Annotated in this window: 15 protein-coding genes and 1 tRNA gene; 6 read left to right on the top strand and 10 right to left on the bottom strand. The window is 64.4% G+C overall.

The window, feature by feature from the left end:
* The first annotated feature begins 20 nt into the window (after nt 1-20).
* Together N5B55_RS02280 and N5B55_RS02275 are read left to right on the top strand one after the other, a co-directional pair.
* Nucleotides 21-1,724 carry an MFS transporter gene (locus tag N5B55_RS02280; protein ID WP_065856776.1) on the top strand — a complete coding sequence of 568 codons (1,704 nt, stop codon included), beginning with the start codon at nt 21-23 and terminating at the stop codon, nt 1,722-1,724.
* Between the two features lie 48 nt (nt 1,725-1,772).
* A tRNA-Met gene (locus N5B55_RS02275) sits at nt 1,773-1,849 on the top strand.
* 75 nt (nt 1,850-1,924) lie between these two features.
* On the opposite strand, the gene N5B55_RS02270 is transcribed toward N5B55_RS02275, so the two are convergent.
* Nucleotides 1,925-2,881 carry an alpha/beta fold hydrolase gene (locus N5B55_RS02270; protein ID WP_304539000.1) on the bottom strand — a complete coding sequence of 319 codons (957 nt, stop codon included), beginning with the start codon at nt 2,879-2,881 and terminating at the stop codon, nt 1,925-1,927.
* 23 nt (nt 2,882-2,904) lie between these two features.
* Complete coding sequence (locus N5B55_RS02265; protein ID WP_369812417.1) at nt 2,905-4,455, bottom strand: flavin-containing monooxygenase; 1,551 nt, start codon at nt 4,453-4,455, stop codon at nt 2,905-2,907.
* A 107-nt stretch (nt 4,456-4,562) separates the two neighbouring features.
* Here N5B55_RS02265 and N5B55_RS02260 point away from each other — a divergent pair, with 107 nt between their 5' ends.
* Nucleotides 4,563-5,231 carry a TetR/AcrR family transcriptional regulator gene (locus N5B55_RS02260; protein WP_154206380.1) on the top strand — a complete coding sequence of 223 codons (669 nt, stop codon included), beginning with the start codon at nt 4,563-4,565 and terminating at the stop codon, nt 5,229-5,231.
* Here the strand turns inward: N5B55_RS02260 and N5B55_RS02255 are convergent.
* From N5B55_RS02255 to N5B55_RS02245, 3 genes are all read right to left on the bottom strand, one after another.
* The gene (locus N5B55_RS02255; protein ID WP_304538999.1) at nt 5,228-6,214 is read right to left on the bottom strand and encodes a M14 family metallopeptidase; all 987 of its coding nucleotides are present in this window, start codon (nt 6,212-6,214) and stop codon (nt 5,228-5,230) included. The genes N5B55_RS02260 and N5B55_RS02255 overlap by 4 nt on opposite strands.
* Before the next feature lie 31 nt (nt 6,215-6,245).
* Nucleotides 6,246-7,580 carry an MFS transporter gene (locus N5B55_RS02250; protein ID WP_304538998.1) on the bottom strand — a complete coding sequence of 445 codons (1,335 nt, stop codon included), beginning with the start codon at nt 7,578-7,580 and terminating at the stop codon, nt 6,246-6,248.
* Between the two features lie 139 nt (nt 7,581-7,719).
* Nucleotides 7,720-8,643: a LysR family transcriptional regulator gene (locus tag N5B55_RS02245; protein ID WP_304538997.1), complete on the bottom strand. Its 924-nt coding sequence runs from the start codon at nt 8,641-8,643 to the stop codon at nt 7,720-7,722.
* A gap of 121 nt (nt 8,644-8,764) precedes the next feature.
* Here N5B55_RS02245 and N5B55_RS02240 point away from each other — a divergent pair, with 121 nt between their 5' ends.
* Both N5B55_RS02240 and N5B55_RS02235 read left to right on the top strand, forming a co-directional pair.
* Nucleotides 8,765-9,973, top strand: coding sequence for an FAD-dependent oxidoreductase (locus N5B55_RS02240; protein WP_304538996.1), 1,209 nt, complete (start codon nt 8,765-8,767; stop codon nt 9,971-9,973).
* A 19-nt stretch (nt 9,974-9,992) separates the two neighbouring features.
* A complete protein-coding gene (locus N5B55_RS02235) occupies nt 9,993-10,568 on the top strand; it encodes a hypothetical protein (protein WP_304538995.1) in 576 nt (191 codons plus the stop codon).
* On the opposite strand, the gene N5B55_RS02230 is transcribed toward N5B55_RS02235, so the two are convergent.
* The 3 genes from N5B55_RS02230 to N5B55_RS02220 form a co-directional block, all read right to left on the bottom strand.
* A complete protein-coding gene (locus N5B55_RS02230) occupies nt 10,552-10,884 on the bottom strand; it encodes a cupin domain-containing protein (protein ID WP_304539744.1) in 333 nt (110 codons plus the stop codon). The two genes, N5B55_RS02235 and N5B55_RS02230, sit on opposite strands and share 17 nt — an antisense overlap.
* Before the next feature lie 78 nt (nt 10,885-10,962).
* Nucleotides 10,963-11,703 (bottom strand): response regulator transcription factor, encoded by a 741-nt coding sequence (locus N5B55_RS02225; RefSeq protein WP_304538994.1) that lies wholly within the window; start codon nt 11,701-11,703, stop codon nt 10,963-10,965.
* A 457-nt stretch (nt 11,704-12,160) separates the two neighbouring features.
* Nucleotides 12,161-13,078, bottom strand: a complete 918-nt coding sequence (locus N5B55_RS02220; protein WP_154206373.1) for a LysR family transcriptional regulator — start codon at nt 13,076-13,078, stop codon at nt 12,161-12,163.
* Between the two features lie 148 nt (nt 13,079-13,226).
* Here N5B55_RS02220 and N5B55_RS02215 point away from each other — a divergent pair, with 148 nt between their 5' ends.
* Nucleotides 13,227-14,132 carry a pirin family protein gene (locus N5B55_RS02215; protein WP_102065133.1) on the top strand — a complete coding sequence of 302 codons (906 nt, stop codon included), beginning with the start codon at nt 13,227-13,229 and terminating at the stop codon, nt 14,130-14,132.
* Between the two features lie 33 nt (nt 14,133-14,165).
* On the opposite strand, the gene N5B55_RS02210 is transcribed toward N5B55_RS02215, so the two are convergent.
* Nucleotides 14,166-15,218 (bottom strand): serine/threonine protein kinase, encoded by a 1,053-nt coding sequence (locus N5B55_RS02210; RefSeq protein ID WP_304538993.1) that lies wholly within the window; start codon nt 15,216-15,218, stop codon nt 14,166-14,168.
* 5 nt (nt 15,219-15,223) lie between these two features.
* A complete protein-coding gene (locus tag N5B55_RS02205; RefSeq protein WP_304538992.1) occupies nt 15,224-16,927 on the bottom strand; it encodes a DEAD/DEAH box helicase in 1,704 nt (567 codons plus the stop codon).
* Nucleotides 16,928-17,155: the final 228 nt, after the last annotated feature.

Genomic DNA, 17,155 nt, shown 5'->3' with positions numbered 1-17,155 from the left:
CGAAAAAAACAGGAGACAACATGGCAACCGTGCAAAGTGCACCGAACGCGCCCGCCGGGCGTGTGCAGCCCGCGCCCATGACGAGGGAGGAGAAGAAGGTCATCTTCGCTTCGTCGCTGGGGACGGTCTTCGAGTGGTACGACTTCTATCTCTACGGCTCGCTTGCGGCCATCATCGCCAAGCAGTTCTTCTCGGGCCTGGACCCCACGGCTGGCTTCATCTTCGCGTTGCTGGCATTTGCTGCCGGCTTCCTGGTGCGCCCGTTCGGCGCGCTGGTGTTTGGCCGGCTGGGCGACATGATCGGGCGCAAGTACACGTTCCTGGTGACCATCGTCATCATGGGTACGTCGACGTTCATCGTCGGCCTGCTCCCGTCATACGGCACGATTGGCGTTGCCGCGCCGATCATCCTCATCGCGTTGCGCATGCTGCAGGGTCTGGCGCTGGGCGGTGAGTACGGTGGCGCCGCCACGTATGTCGCCGAGCACGCGCCGCACGGCCGCCGCGGTGCCTACACGTCGTGGATCCAGACGACGGCCACGCTCGGCCTGTTCCTGTCGCTGGTCGTCATCCTGGCCGTGCGCGAACTGACCGGCAAGGCGTTCGACGACTGGGGCTGGCGCATTCCGTTCCTGGTCTCGATCCTGCTGCTCGCCACGTCGGTGTACATCCGTTTGTCGATGAGCGAATCGCCGGCATTCCAGAAGATGAAGGCAGAGGGCAAGACCTCCAAGGCCCCGTTGACGGAAGCGTTCGGCCAATGGCGCAACCTGAAGATCGTGATCCTGGCGCTGATCGGCCTGACCGCCGGCCAGGCTGTGGTCTGGTACACGGGCCAGTTCTACGCGCTGTTCTTCCTCACGCAGGTGCTGAAGGTCGACGCCTTCACGGCCAACGTGCTGATTGCCGTAGCGCTTGCTATCGGCACGCCCTTCTTCGTGTTCTTCGGCTCGCTGTCGGACCGCATCGGCCGCAAGAAGATCATCATGGCCGGCTGCCTGCTGGCGGTGGTGACCTACTTCCCGCTGTTCAAGGCGCTCACGCACTATGCCAACCCGGCGCTGGAGCGTGCCCAGCAGACCGCGCAGATCACCATCACGGTCGACCCGAAGGAATGCTCGTTCCAGGGCAGCCCGATCGCCCGCGAGGTGGACTTCCGCTCGTCGTGCGACATCGCCAAGCGTACGCTGGCGCAGGCGTCGGCCAGCTACGAGACGGTCGAAGGCCCGGCCGGCACGGTGGCCTCGGTGTCGATCGCGGGTAAGCAGATCAGCTCGCTCAACGCCACGCGCACGGCAGACGGTCAGAGTTTCGACGCCGACAGCAAGACGAAGATCGCCGACTTCAAGAAGCAGGTGAGCGAGTCGCTCAAGGCGGCCAACTACCCCGCCAAGGCCGATCCCGCCCAGATGAACACGGTCATGGTGCTGGTGATCCTGGTGATCCTGGTGATCTACGTGACCATGGTCTACGGCCCGATCGCGGCGATGCTGGTGGAGATGTTCCCGACGCGCATCCGGTATTCGTCGATGTCGCTGCCGTATCACATCGGCAACGGCTGGTTCGGGGGCCTGCTGCCGACCATCTCGTTCGCCCTGGTGGCCCAGAACGGCAATATCTATCACGGTTTGTGGTACCCGATCTGGATCGCGGCCATCACCTTCGTGATCGGTGTGCTCTTCGTGCGCGAGACCAAGGATGTGGATATTTATCGCAACGACTGACGCAGGGGGTTGACATATTCGCCGAAGACGGTAGAATCCCGCTTCTTCGGCGAATTAGCTCAGTCGGTTAGAGCGACGGAATCATAATCCGCAGGTCCGGGGTTCGAGTCCCTGATTCGCCACCAAATACCAAAAAGCCCTGCTTCGGCAGGGCTTTTTGCTTTTCTGCTTCGCCCCTGCCATCGCCAGGGGGAGTCGCGTTACGCAAGCACTTCTGCTTGCGCCGGCGCCGCAGCGGCCACCGCCAACACCCAATCCGTCGTCAACGCCGGTTGCGTCACGGGCAGCATATGGCCACCGTCGATGATGCGCAGGTTCACACGATCGAGCTTCTGCTTGAGCGCTTCGCCCTGGCGTTTGACGTTGAGGATGCGGTCACCGCGGCCGTACAGCACGTCGACGGGCACCGTCATCGAGGCATAGCGGCGTTCCATGTCGGGCAGGTCTTCCGGCGCAGCGACCAGATCCGACGAAGCCGCATAAAACACATGCGGACGCAGCCCCAGCAAGCCCCCACCCTTGAACGGGAAATCCTTCGGCATGGCCTCGGGCGCAAACACCGCGTCGATGGCCTTACGGGAGTTGATGATCGACAGCGGGATCGCCAGCGTCCATGACACCAGCCTGCGCACCAGCGGCGACGTCAACACCAAGCCCCTGAACGCACCCGGCGGCGCGCTTTCTGCGTGCGTGAGCGGCGCGATCAACGCGAGCCGGCGGATAACGTGCGGATGGTTCAGCCCCACCGCAAGCGAAATCGCCCCACCAAGCGAATGCCCCACCAGCACGGGCTTGTCGAGCCCAAGCTGCTCGATGCACTGCGCGACCGTGCGGGCCTGCGCGTAGATGTTGACCGGCGAATCCGCAGCGCGCACGGATCGCCCTGCCCCCGGTCGGTCGATCACGATCACGCGGTGCGAGCGCGCCAGCCGGTCCATATCCAGGTACGCAAAGTTGCGCAGATTTCCGCACAGGCCGTGCACGAATACGATGGCAGGGCCTTGGCCCCGATCGATGTAGTGCAGGCGATCGCCGCCGATATCAATGAACTGACCTTCGGGCGGGAACCCCTTGGTGACGCGGCGAGCGATGAAAAACGTGAACGCAACAGGCGCGAGGATGGCTAGCGCGATGACGCCGAGAACGATGCTGGTCATAGTGTCCCCAAAGCGGGAGGCGGTTAGGCGGGCTGCGCCGCGCCGATCGGCTGGGCACGGCGTTCGAACTGCATGGCACTGTCGGCCAGTGTGCCGAACTTGAGCATCATCAGATCGCGCGCGTAGTTCTGATATGACTTCCACGGCTGCTTGTCGCCCTGCTTGGGCAGGATGGCCGACGCGCGCTGGATGTAGCCTGACGTCAGATCGACGGCGGGCTCGCGGCTCATGGCTTCGTCGTCGAGACGCGGCACGCAGGTATCGAAGCCGTTGGACTGCATGTGGTTGAGCAGCCGGCAGACGTACTGCGCGATCAACTCAGCCTTGAGCGTCCACGATGCATTCGTATAGCCGAATGACGACGCCAGGTTCGGCACGCCGCTGTACATCATGCCCTTGTACGACACCGTCTCGGCCAGATTCACGGCACGCCCGTCGACGGTGATGGCCGCCCCGCCCAGCACTTTCAATTTGAGCCCCGTGGCCGTGACGATCACGTCCGCATCAAGATGCTCGCCGCTCTTGAGCTGCAGGCCGGTGGCGGTGAAGCGTTCGATTTCGTCGGTCGCAATCGACGCCTTGCCCGCGCGGATCGTCTTGAACAGATCGCCGTCCGGCACGAGGCACAGGCGCTGGTCCCACGGGTTATAGCGCGGCGTGAGGTGTTTGCGCACGTCGAACCCGGGGCCGATCTGCTTGCCGGCCATGCGGATGATGAAGTCTTTGAATGCCTTCGGCTTGCGACGCGCGAGGCTGTAGAAGTACATCGTCAGCAGCACGTTCTTCGTGCGCACCAGCCGGTGAGCGAGACCGGACGGCAGCCAGCGACGCAACGTGTTGGCCAAGGCATCCTCTTCGGGCCGCGAGACGATGTAAGTAGGCGAGCGCTGCAGCATCGTCACATGCTGCGCGGTGCCCGCCATCGCGGGCACAAGCGTGACGGCCGTGGCCCCGCTACCGATCACCACCACACGCTTTCCCGCATACGAAAGATCGTTCGGCCAATGCTGCGGATGGACGATGCGGCCCTGGAACCTGTCCATCTCGGGCCACGTCGGGGCGTGGCCCTCTTCGTAGTCGTAATAGCCGCTGCACATGTAGAGGAACTTGCAGGTGAACTGCACCGGTTCCTCGCGCGTGCCATCGCTGCGCAGCGCCTGCACGGTCCAGCGCGCGGCGGCGGAATCCCAGCTCGCACCCGTCACCTTGTGGCGGAAACGGATGGATTTGTCGATGCCGAACACGCGCGCGGTGTCTCGGATGTAATCGAGGATCGTCTGACCGTCGGAGATGGCCTTGCTGCTGTGCCACGGTCGGAAGCTGTAGCCGAGCGTGAACATGTCGGAATCGGAGCGGATGCCCGGATAGCGGAACAAGTCCCACGTGCCGCCGATGGCTTCGCGCCCTTCGAGAATGGTGAAACGCGCCGACGGGCAGCGCTCGCGCAGGTGATACGCCGCGCCAATGCCCGAGAGGCCCGCACCGACGATCAGCACGTCGACGTCGGTATCCGGTGCGGCTGCCCGATTGCGGGGCACGCCCGGGTTGGCGCTTCGCTCCATCGTCGTGTCCATGCGGTCTCCTGGTTGCAGCCCGGGGGCGGGATCAGCAAATTTCGCATTAAATGTGGTGTGATTCGTCACCACTTTAATTTTCGAGCGTCCTGACGTCAAATAGCGAAATGGAGAAAACACTTGAAACAGCACACGCGCCCGCGAAGAAAGGCCGCCCGTATGGCGGTGTGGCGCCGGAGGCACGCGCGGCAGAACGCCGCGATGCACTCATTCGCGCTGGCACGCGCGTGTTCGGCACGGTGGGCTTTCGCAAGGCCACCGTGCGCGCGATCTGTCAGGAAGCGAAACTCAACGACCGGTACTTTTACGCCGCGTTCGACAGCACCGAAGCCCTGCTCCGCGCGACCTACCAGCAGCATGCCGAAGACTTGCGCGCGCAGGTTTCAGAGGCCACCGCCGCCGCTGGCAATACGCTGGAAGCGCGTGTCGACGCCGGCCTGCACGCGTTTTTCGCGTTCTTGCGTGACCCATGTGCGGCGCGCGTGCTGCTGCTGGAAGTGATGGGCGTGAGCCCGGAAACGGATGCGACCTACCAGCGCAACCTGCTGGAGTTCGGCAAGCAGATCATGGCGAATGCCGAACTGCCCGGCGCCCCCCTTGAGGACAACGCCGAACAGCGCGCCGACCAGCGCATCCTCGGGTTGGCACTCGTGGGTGCCCTGACCAACGTGGGGGCGGCGTGGCTTCTGACCGGCTATCGAGACGCCGAAGACAAGATGGTGCGCAACTGCCGGCAAGTCGTGCTCGGCACGTTGCGCGCCATGCTCGGCGTTTAGGCCGATCCTTCCAGCCTGCCCAGTCGAACCACGGTCACGCCGGGGGCCAGATGCCGCAGCGATGGCTGCAGCAGCACGCAGTTGTCGTACGGCGTGACGATTCGCAGCGCTCCATCGGTGGCGATGACGGTGCCGGCGCGCGCGATGGTCTCCATGCCGCGATAGTCGTCCGCAAAACGGAACGCGGCGGACTTAGCGACCACCGGATCGGTCACCCGAATGCAACGCACCTCCAGCGCAGGCGCCATGCCCAGCCATTCCGATACTGCTGACGCATCGACGGTGCCCAGCGCCACCAGAAAACGCGCGCACGCGTCCAGCGCAACATCCCGGCTCACGCGTTCGAAGTGTTGACCGCATTCGATGAGCAGCGCGTTCTTCGGACTGGCGGCATCGCCAAAGCCGCCGTAGTCGCGCAAGCGGCGGCCTGCGGCATGGCCGGCATCGATCATCAGATGTGAAGGCGCGCCAACGAGGCGGCCCAATGCGACGCCTTTGACATGCGGGCCGGTCAGCATCAGCGGCTCGGCCTTCTCATGCATCGAGTGAATATCGAGCAGGGTATCGACCGTGTCGATCACCGGGCGCAGCTCGCGCGCGCGGCGAAGTTCCAGCGTGTTGCCGGAGCCATCAAGCTTGTCCGCAGACCACACGCGGTTCAGGTCTTCGTCAATGAAGCGCGTGGCATCCGGGTCGTTGATATCGAAGCGCTCATACGCCTCGACGTTGGCAAATGACAGCGTGAGCCGGCCATGTGCTGGGCGCACGCCGGCAGCCAGCAGCGCATCCACGGCAATCGCGCCGCACAGCTCATTGCCGTGCGTAAGCGCGTTGATCATGACGTGCGGACCGGGCATACCGCTATCGAACGTGTGCACGTAATCAATACCGTGCGTGCCGGCTTTCCAACGGCGGATATCAGGCTTGTACAACTCGATCGGGTAGACCGGGAGCGTGGCGCGCAGCGCCTCCAGGGTCATCATGCGAAATCCTTCGGTGTGACGAGAAGTCTGTTCAGGTTCGATCCGCACGAGCGCGCCCGCGCAGCATCCACAGCGAGGCCAGGCTGATCAGCGTGGTCGCAAACACGTAGAAACTCGGCGACGTCTTGATGTGCGTAACGCCAATCAGCCACGTGACGATCAGCGGCGAGAATCCACCGAAGATCGTCACGGACAGGTTGTAGCTCAGCGCCAGGCCCGTGCCACGCGTGCGCGTCGGGAAAATATCGGCAAGCAGCGCAGGCAGCGGCGCCAGGATGGCCGCCAGAAGCACACCCACGATCGCCTGCATGACCAGCAGCGTCCAGAACGTCGGCTGTGCGACCAGCGTGGCAAACATCGGATACGTCGACAGCGCAATCACCACCATCGCAATCGACACCACACGGATGCTGCCGAAGCGATCTGCCAGCAAGCCGAACGCGGGTGCCATCACCATCAGCATCGCGCCGGTGATCATCGTGCAGACCAGCGAGGCACTGGTGGCGATATGGAGTTGATTGATGGCATAGGTCGGCATGTAGACCTTCTGCACGTAGTTGAATGCAGTGACGGCCACGACCACGCCGGCGCCCAGCAGCAGCCCCGGCAAACCCTGCGTGAGCGTATCGCGCAGCGGCGAGCGCTCTTGCAGCGCAGCCGGCGCTTCCGCCTGCATGGCGACGAACTCCGGCGTTTCCGGCGTATGGCGGCGGATGTAGACGCCAATCGGGCCGATCAGCAAGCCGAACAGGAACGCCACGCGCCAGCCCCACGACTCCACCTGCGCGGTGGTCAGCGCGTAGGTGATCCACGCGCTCAACCCTGCGGCAAGCAAGGTGGCAAGACCCTGCGTGGCGGCCTGCCAGCTCGCGTTGTAGCCCATGCGCTTGCCGTTGGCGTGCTCGATCATGAACGCCGTGGCCGATCCGAATTCTCCGCCGGCCGAAAAGCCCTGCAGCAGCCGCGCCACGATCACGATGGCCGGCGACCACAGGCCGATCGACGCATATGTCGGCGCAAACGCGATCATCGCCGTGCCCAGCATCATCAGCAGGATCGACCACGTTAGCGCGGCCTTGCGCCCCACGCGGTCGGCATAGCTGCCAAGCACCATCGAACCCAACGGCCGCATGATGAACGACACGCCAAACGTGCCGACGGAGAGCATCAGCGAACTCCACGCATCGCCCGTCGGGAAGAACAGCTTGCCGATGGTGATGGCGAAATAGCCGTAGATCAGCAGATCGTAGTATTCGAGCGCATTGCCGACGCTGGCCGCCAATACGGCGCGCCAAGGCGCGGGATGTCGATGGGTGGCGGCGGCGCGTGCTGCTGCGCCGCTCGCGTTGAGGGTGTGGGCTGGCATGGTTGTCTCCCCGTGGTCTGTGCCGACCCGCCTGTTTTGCCGAACGGCGCTGGCGGGCGAAGGTTGCGGAGGAGTCTAGGTGCCGCGCCGAGGCGGCTTGTGCCGTTTCGGCACAAGGTTGGGCTTTTTGCGACGCGCCTCAGGCGAGATCGTTACGGCCGTGACCGCTGGCATTGTCGAGCGCCCGTTGCCACACTTCGTCGAGCAACGCGCTCTGGTTGCTGCGCACGCGCATCATGCGGATGTTGACGTGGATGTGCCAGGTGTCGTCACCAGCGGGGCGCAGTTCACCCGCGTTCAGGTGCGGCCTGGCCAGGCGATAAGGCAGCCACGCCATGCCGAATCCGCGCAGGGCCATCTCTTCCACCGCTTCGTAAAAATCCGCCTGGAACACGGGCTGCAGATGCGCCTTCCGATCGGCGGCCGCCAGATGGCTGTCGAGCATCTGCCGCAATGTCAGCCCACGCGCGAAGGCCAGCCATGGAAGCGGTTCTGCAGCCAAGCCCGGCAGCGTGAAGCGCGGGCGGCCGCGCTTGTCGGGGGCGCTCACCGGCACGAGCGTCTCGCTGCCCAGCAGGCAATGGTCGTACTTGCGCGGATCGAGCAGCGCATCGGCCTGCGGGCTGGCGTAGGCGATCAGCAAATCGACCGTGCCATCGGCAAGGGCCAGCACGCCCTCTTGCGTGCCGCCTGTCGTCACGCTGAGCGGAAACACGCCGCGCTGACGCGCCAGCGATTCGTACCAGCCGGGGACGAAGGTGCGCGCCAGCGTACGCCCGGTGCCGATCCTGAGCGCCACGGGCAGTTGCGCCTCCCGCAGCAGCAAGCGCGCATCGTTCAGACCGTCCACGGCATTGGCGGCCGCATCCAGAAACAAGCGCCCTGCCGCCGTGAGCGTGACCGGATGCTCGCTACGCTCGATCAGCGAGGTGCCCACCCATTCCTCTAGCGCCTTGATCCGGCGGCCGAATGCGGGGTGCGTGACGTTGCGGTTCTCGGCGGCGCGGCTGAAGCTGCGCGTCTTGGCGAGTTCCTTGAAGTCTTCCAGCCATTTGATCTGCATGGCGCGTCCGGTCTTGTGTGGTGGGCGTGAGGTCTGCGCATTATCTCCGCAGCCTGCGCGAACAGCCTTAACGTGCGCGCCGTATCGTTATCATCTTGAGCAAACGATCCGCCACGCTTTCATGTCCGCACTTCGCCCGCTCTCCATCGGCATTGCCGGCGCCGGTAACGCCGGCCTCGCCGCCGCCATCGCGTTTGTCCGCCAGGGGCACGACGTGCACGTCTTCGAAAAACACCCGCAGCTGACCGCCATGGGCGCAGGCCTGCTGATCCAGCCACAGGGTATTCGGGCGCTGGAGGCGCTCGGCGTGGGCCGCGAGCTGGAGGGCATCGGCGCGCCGATTGATCGGCTGATCGGTCTGAACCATCGCGGCTGGCGTCTGCTCGACATCGACTACGCCGAGACGCCCGGCCGCGCCGTCACGCGGCATGCGCTGTCGTCCATGCTCTACGACGCCGCCTTGCATGCGGGCGCAACATTCCACTTTGGTTGCGCGATCCAGCAGTTGCTTGTTGATGGACCACGCGCGCAAGTCGCGCACACGCAGGGCGAATCAGTCTTCGATCTGTTTGTAATTGCCGATGGCGCGGCGTCAGCGCTGCGTGAGTCCGCAGGCCTGGCCGGCCCGTCAAGTACCTATCGATGGGGCACGCTGTGGTTCCAAGGATGGGTGGAGGGCTGGAACCCGCGCGTGCTGCAGCAGCGCTTTCGCGGCACGCGCGAGATGATGGGCCTGCTGCCTACCGACGTAGACGGCACACGTACGCGCCTGTCGATGTTCTGGAGCCTGCCCAGCGATGCCGTCGACGCCTGGCGACAGACCGACATCACACAGTGGAAGGCGCATGTCCTCAGCCTGTGGCCGCAAGCCGCGCCCATGGTCGAACAGATCGGCTCGCACGACGATATGCCGTTTGCCGTCTATCGCCACACGTGGCCGCGCGCGTTGGCCAAACCACCTTACTGCGTCATCGGCGATGCTGCGCACGCCATGAGCCCGCAACTCGGCCTGGGGACCACGCTGGCCGCACAAGATGCACTCGCACTTGCGGGATGCGTGCAAGTCCATGGTGCCGCCGATGGCGCGCTCGCCTACCACGCCCGTCGCCTGCGCACCGTGCAGGCCTACCAGACACTGAGCCGCGCGCTCACGCCATGCTTCCAGGCGCAATACGGCGGTTGGATGCGAGACGTGGTGTTTGCCACCGGTTTGCGCGTACCCGGTGTCGCCTGGCTGATGAAACGCAGCCTGGCCGAGCCGCCCGCGCGCGATGCCGCACTCGCTCCTGCTGCGGCTTCCACGGCTGCGAGCGAAAAGCCTCAGGCATGACACCACGCCATCCATCGGCATGAGTCTGTTGCAGACCTTCCTTCCCGAGCATCAGTTCAGCGAGCAGCACCACATACGGGTCAATGCACCGCCCGCGCGCGTGCTCGACATGGCATCGCAACTTGACGTCAAGGATTTCCCGGTGGCCAGACTGTTCCTGCATCTGCGGGCCATCCCGGCGCGCATCGCCGTCGCGCTTGGCAGGCCCAGTGCGCGCCGGATCGACGCCGGATTCGGCCTGCACGATTTCACCGCTCTCGGCAGAAACGGAGATCACGAATTCGCCCTCGGCTTGGTGGGTCGCTTCTGGGAAGCGGCCGGCGGGCTCATCCACGTTGAAGCCAGCGCGTTTCACACGTTCTGCGCCCCTGATATCGCCAAGCTCGTCATGACGTTCGTCGCTGAGCCCGTGGGCACCGGCACGCTGCTGACCACGCGCACGTGCGTGCACTGCTGCAGCACAACGGCGCGCCGGCGCTTCACGCCTTACTGGATACTGGTCCGCGTGCCAAGCGGGCTGATCCGCCGGATGATGCTGCAGCGGATCAAGCAGCTTGCAGAGGCAGAAGACGCGCCGCTTACACGTCCAGAATAACCAGCGTGCCGGCGCTGCCGGCATCTACGCTGTGCGGTACGCCGGCAGGCACCACATACAGCTCGCCGCGCGAGACCGTCACCGCTTCGTCGCAGATGCGCAGGCGAAGCTCGCCATCGATCACCAGCAGGCCTTCGGCATAGTCGTGCACCTCGTTGGGATACGACGTGCCGTCCATGCGCAGCACCTTGAAATTGGCGCTACCAAAACGCTCCATCACGCGAGACGACCATGCGCGCGGCAGCGCTTCGGCCTCTGCATTGAGATTGAAAAACGGCACGCTGGCCTCGCCCAGAGAAAGAGAAACGCCGAGCATAACAGCCGATGAAAACAATAAGGGCGTCCCATTCCATTGCTGGACGGGCACCCTCACTGCGCGCTGATGGCCTCGGGCTTAAGCGTCGTACGATGCGATATCCATCTCGGACAGCGCATTCATGTTGTTCGCCGGTTTGAGATGGTCGACGCGATAGCCGTGCTTGTACACCGCCACCAGGCGCACCTCGTTCACCGGCTCGATATTCAGTTTCATGCGGATGCGCGACACGTGGCTATCGATCGTGCGCGTGTATTCCGATGAATTGCGGCCCCACACCTGCCCGAAGATGTGGTCGCGCGACAGCGTGCGGCCCACGTTCGAGAACAACAGCAGCGCCAGCTGGAACTCGATGCCCGTCAGCGTAACGGGTTCGCCGTGCAGGGTGATCTGTTGGCGCTGCGTGTTGAAGTGGTACGGCCCTACGGCGAATGGCAGACGACCATACGGAATGGGATAGGCACGGCGCAGCAGCGCGTCGACGCGCGCACGCAGCTCGGCAATGCGGAACGGCTTGGCGATGTAGTCATCCGCGCCGTGCGTGAGGGCGCGCACAAGACTTTTCTCGCCTTCTTCGGCCGTGACAAAGAGCACCGGCAACACTTCTTTATGGCGGCTGCGCACGACGCTCAGTACGTCGATCCCGAGCATGCCAGGCGTATGCCAGTCGAGGATCAGCATGTCGTACGACGATCGGCCCAGCATGCGCAGCAAGGTCGCACCGTCGGTGTAGGTCACCACGTCGTGGCCGGACTGGGAAAGGATCTGGACGATGACTTCGCTTTGGAAGGGATCGTCTTCAAGCAAGGCGATACGCATGTTCGACTCCATGAAAATTCGCACATGCGTCGCGGCGGGTGCGGAATTGATGGCGCTTATTCAAGCGCGTTCGGCGCATTCCGTTGCATGTGTTACGTGGCAGCAATTTTCATGGCGAGGTTTGCTACGAACCATGAGAAGAGTCCTAATTTGTGAAGGCCGTTAAACACCGTGCGACAAGCATTCGTGAAACGGCAAAAAAAAAAAGCCCGGACGATGATGTCCGGGCGGCGGTGCTTCCCACAACAGTGTGACGGGATCAGAAACACCCAAGGGTCGCATGTGCCAGACACATCGCAGCGCACCGGGGGGAAGCACTGCAACGCTTACGGGGGTGACGTCATGGAGGGTCAGACGTACTGGTCCGGCACACGTGGATCGCATGGTGCCTTGCGAACCGTGCGACGGGCGCAGTCGTGACAACATTTAACGTCGGCAGCTTCTATGCCGCGACACTTCAGGTGGGATCAGCGTTTTCCAGCTCCTGCCGGATCGACTCGGTCAGCATGTCGATCAGCAAGCGAACGCGCCTGGGAACGAACCGGGCAGAGGGCGTGACGAGGTTGATCGGCTCACCGCTGGTCGCATAGTCCGGCAGCACGCGAACGAGTCGCGGCAGCGGTGCGTTGGCGCGCGCCACGGCACTCGCATACAGCGGCAGCGGGCCGATACCGGCGCCTGAAGCAATCAACGTTTCCAGGTAGATAAGGCTGTCGGCATTCAGCCGGGCGCGCACGGCCACGGTTTTCAGGCCATCGGGGCCGACGAGGCGCCATTGCGTTTCGCCGCGGCCGGTGCCGCGAAAATCGAGGCAGCAATGGTCGGCCAGCCCTTGTACGGTGTCCGGCGCACCGCGGCGCTGCAGGTATTCGGGCGAGGCGAACAGGCCGATGCGCAACACGCCCAGCGACCGCGCGACCAGCGAACTGTCGGCCAGGCGTCCGACGCGGACGGCAAGGTCAAAACCTTCCTGCACGAGATCGACATTGCGCGGCGTCAGCACGACGTCCAGATCGATCTCCGGATACTGCTGCATGAAGCGCGCCGCCACCGGCGCCACCAGCAGGCGGCCGACGTCTTCGGAAGACGTGATCCGCACCTTGCCGCGCGGCAAGTCCTGCAGCTCGCCGGCGCAGGTGGTGGCGCGCTCGATGTCTTCCAATGCATGCGAAGCCACCTGATACAGGCTCTGGCCCGCGTCGGTCAAATGCAGGGTGCGCGTCGTGCGCTGTAACAGTCGCACGTTCAAATCCTGTTCAAGCGCAGCAATGCCCCGGCTGACGGACGATTTGGGCAGATCCAGCCGCGTTGCCGCTGCCGTGAAGCTCCCCGCTTCGACCACCCGCACGAACAGCGCCAATTGGTTCAGATCCATGGTTTCCTCCTCTTATCGTGATGCGCACCCGCCTAGCGGTGATTGTCTCACCGGGAGCAACATTTTTTCCCACCATAACCGACTAGTGCAAACGAGGCAACTACCCTACATTTGGCGTATGACAAATGCCGAATTTCAGGAGAACCACATGGAAACCCTCGTGCAACCGCAAGTGCAGCCCGTGCAACGTGGCCGTCGCGTGGAACGCATCATCACCGGCCGCCCTACTTCGGACGGTGCGGGCGTGAAGCTGACGCGCGTGCTGACGAACAACCTGCAACGCCGCCTCGATCCGTTCCTGATGCTGGACGCATTCCGCAGTGACGATCCGAACGACTATCTGGCCGGCTTTCCCGATCATCCGCACCGCGGCTTTGAAACGGTGACGTACATGATCGCGGGCCGCATGCGCCACCGCGACAGTGCCGGCCACGAGGGCCTGCTGCAACACGGCGGCGTGCAGTGGATGACGGCCGGCAGCGGCGTCGTGCACTCGGAAATGCCGGAACAGGAAGACGGCGTGATGGAAGGCTTCCAGCTTTGGCTGAACCTGCCCGCCCGCGACAAGATGACGACGCCGTGGTACCGCGACATTCCGTCGAACGAGATCCCCGAGTTCACGACGGAAGACGGCGTGGCCGTGCGCGTGATCGCCGGTGAATCGCACGGTGTGCAAGGCGCGATGACGCGCGAAGCGACACAGCCGCTGTACCTCGACATCACGCTGCCGGCGGGCGCGTCGTTCGCGCAAGCGCTGCCGGCCGGACACAACGCGTTCGTCTATGTGTTCCGTGGCAGCGCGCTGGTGGGCGACGCCGAAGCAGCCGGCAACGCCGGGCTGCAGCGCGTGGAAGACAAGCAGATGGCCATCCTTGCCAACACGGAAGGCAGCGACGGTGTGGTGATCCGTGCAGGCGACGCTGAGGCGCGTGTGCTGCTGGTGGCCGGCAAGCCGCTGAACGAGTCGATCGCGCAATACGGCCCGTTTGTGATGAACACGCAGGAAGAAATCTTCCAGGCCGTGCGTGACTTCCAGGCCGGCAAGTTCGCCTAAGCCCACGCCTCAAAGAAAAACCGCCGCTCGGTTTCACCAGAGCGGCGGTTCGTCCAACAGCGCGATCTGCTCGCGCAATTCCAACACCCGGTCCTGCCAGTAGCGTTGCGTGTTGAACCACGGGAACGCGGCAGGAAACGCCGGATCATTCCAGCGACGCGCCAGCCATGCGCTGTAATGCAGTAAGCGCAGCGTGCGCAGCGCTTCCACCAGATACAGCTCGCGCGTGTCGAATTCACAGAAATCCTCATAGCCGGCCAGCAGGCTGGCAAGCTGCGATTGCATCGATGCGCGATCACCCGAGAGCAGCATCCACAGGTCTTGCACGGCGGGACCGGTGCGGCTGTCGTCAAAATCGACGAAATGCGGGCCGGCCGAGCGCAGCGAATCCCCCTTCTGCAGCGGATCACCCTGCTTGGCGTCGGCCTCTTCGATCCAGAGCACGTTCGAGGCGTGGCAATCGCCGTGCAGGCGCAGCAATGAAACGTCGCCCGCGCGGTCGTAGCAGCGGCGCACGCCGTCGAGTGCGGCGTCGGCCACGCTGCGCCACGCCGGCAACAAATCGGGGGGGATGAAATCGTGTTCGAGCAGCCAGTCGCGCGATTGCACGCCGAAGGTGTCGATGTCGAGCGCCGGACGGGCCGTGAACGGTCGCTGCGCACCAACAGCGTGAATGCGCCCGAGGAAACGTCCCATCCATTCAAGGGTGTCGTCCTGCTCGATGGCAGGCACACGGCCTGCACAACGCGGGAAGACCGCGAAGTGCCAGCGTTCGAACGCGTGCAGCGTACGGCCATCGATTTCCAGCGGCGCGATCACCGGAATTTCCGCCGCTGCGAGTTCGGCCGTAAAGCTGTGCTCTTCGACGATCTGCGTGTCGGTCCAGCGGCCCGGGCGGTAGAACTTGACCACCACCGGCGCGCTGTCTTCCACGCCGACCTGGTAGACCCGGTTTTCGTAGCTGTTGAGCGCGAACATGCGGCCGTCCGGCATCAGCCCGACCTCCGCCAGCGCATCCAGAATGCTGTCAGGCGTCAGGCCGTCGTAGGGCGCGTCGGCTGATGCGGGTGGGCCGTCGTCGTGCATCAACGTCAGGCTTTACGGCCGCCGAGCAACGCAGCCGCCTTGGCGAACAAACCATTGAACGGCTGCTTGGCCGGCTGTGCCTTATGGGCGGGCTGCGCGGCTTGCGTGTTCGATGCACGACGTTGTTGACCGCCCTGCCCGCCTTGTCCATTGCCTTGGCCTTGGCCTTGGCCTTGACCGTTGCCCTGGCGCTGGCCACGCGCCTGCGATTGGCCGTTGCCGGCACCGTGGCCATTGCGCGGCTTCGGCGCAGCCTGGCCGTCACGTTGACCTTGCGCCTGACGCTGGCGGCTGCCGGCACCATTGCGGCCTTGGCCTTGGCCTTGGTTCTGACCCTGACCCTGACCCTGACCCTGGCCCTGGCCCTGACCGTTACCGCTCGACTCGCGACGCGGCTCACGAGGCTCACGCGGAGCCCGCGGCTCGCGCGGCGCAGCGTTGCCGCTGGCCTGGCGCGGCTGCTGGCTGCGCCCACCGCCCGGGCGGCCACCGCGCGCGTTACCGCCACGGCCCGCGGAGTTGCGCCCGTTCGGAATCGGCTCCGCCGCGATGGCCGGGTCCGGCTCGAAACCTTCCAGCACGGTACGCGGCAGTTCGCGCTTGATGAGGCGCTCGATGTCGCGCAGCAAGCCATGCTCGTCCACGCAGACCAGCGAAATCGCCTCGCCTTGCGCGCCGGCGCGGCCCGTGCGGCCGATACGGTGCACGTAGTCTTCCGGCACGTTCGGCAGGTCGAAGTTGACCACGTGCGGCAGTTGGTCGATGTCGATACCACGGGCGGCGATGTCGGTTGCGACCAGCACCCGCAGCGTCCCGGCCTTGAACTCCGTCAGCGCACGCGTGCGCGCCGATTGGCTCTTGTTGCCGTGGATGGCCAGCGCGGGAATGCCGTCGCGCGTGAGCTGCTCGGCCAGGCGGTTCGCGCCGTGCTTGGTGCGCGTGAAGACCAGCACCTGGTGCCAGTCGTTGTCGCGCACGAGCTTGGCCAGCAGTTCGCGCTTGCGCTCTCGGTCGACCGGGTAGATGCGTTGTTCGACTGTTTCGGCGGTCGTGTTGCGGCGCGCGACTTCGATCAGCGCCGGCTTGTCCAGCAGGCGATCGGCCAGTTCGCGAATGTCGTTGGAGAACGTTGCCGAGAACAGCAGGTTCTGTCGCTTCGGCGGGAGGATGTTGAGGATCTTGCGGATGTCGTGGATGAAGCCCATGTCCAGCATGCGATCGGCTTCGTCCAGCACCAGCAGTTCAATGTGGGACAGATCGATGGTGCGCTGGCCGACGTGGTCCAGCAGGCGGCCCGGCGTGGCCACGACGATATCGACACCGCGCTTGAGCGCATCGATCTGCGGGTTGATGCCGACGCCGCCGAACATCACCATCGACTTCAGCGGCAGGTATTTGCCATAGGCGCGCACGCTTTCTTCCACCTGCGCGGCAAGCTCACGCGTGGGCGTCAGCACCAGCGCGCGGATCGGAAAGCGCATGCCCTGCGGCGTCTGCACCTTGTTGGGCTGCGATGCAGACAGGCGGTGCAGCAGCGGCAGTGTGAAACCGGCGGTTTTGCCGGTGCCTGTCTGTGCACCGGCGAGCAGGTCACCGCCCTTGAGGATGGCAGGGATGGCCTGGCGTTGAATCGGAGTGGGTTCTGCGTAGCCGAGTTCGGCCACGGCACGTACCAGCTTGTCTGACAAGCCGAGTTCGGAAAACGACATGGAAAAGCGATTGGACCGGCGTGTCCCGCGCATTCGTTCGTGCGCCAATCGTGGACAAAGCCTGGGTAGGTGACGGGGCGACTGGACCCCGGGGACTGCAAGAAGGGCGCTAGTTTAACAGGTGATGGTGTTTACCCCACCGCCGCCCGCAATGCCTCCACGGCGTATGCACCACATCCCCGGCCGCTCCATCAACGCATATCGTCGGAAATGCACGGGGAATGCGCC

This window comes from Ralstonia pickettii (assembly GCF_030582395.1).
Classification (GTDB): Bacteria; Pseudomonadota; Gammaproteobacteria; order Burkholderiales; family Burkholderiaceae; genus Ralstonia; species Ralstonia pickettii_D.
The sequence above is the reverse complement of the archived record's forward strand: the minus strand, read 5'-3'. Positions and strand labels throughout refer to the sequence as shown.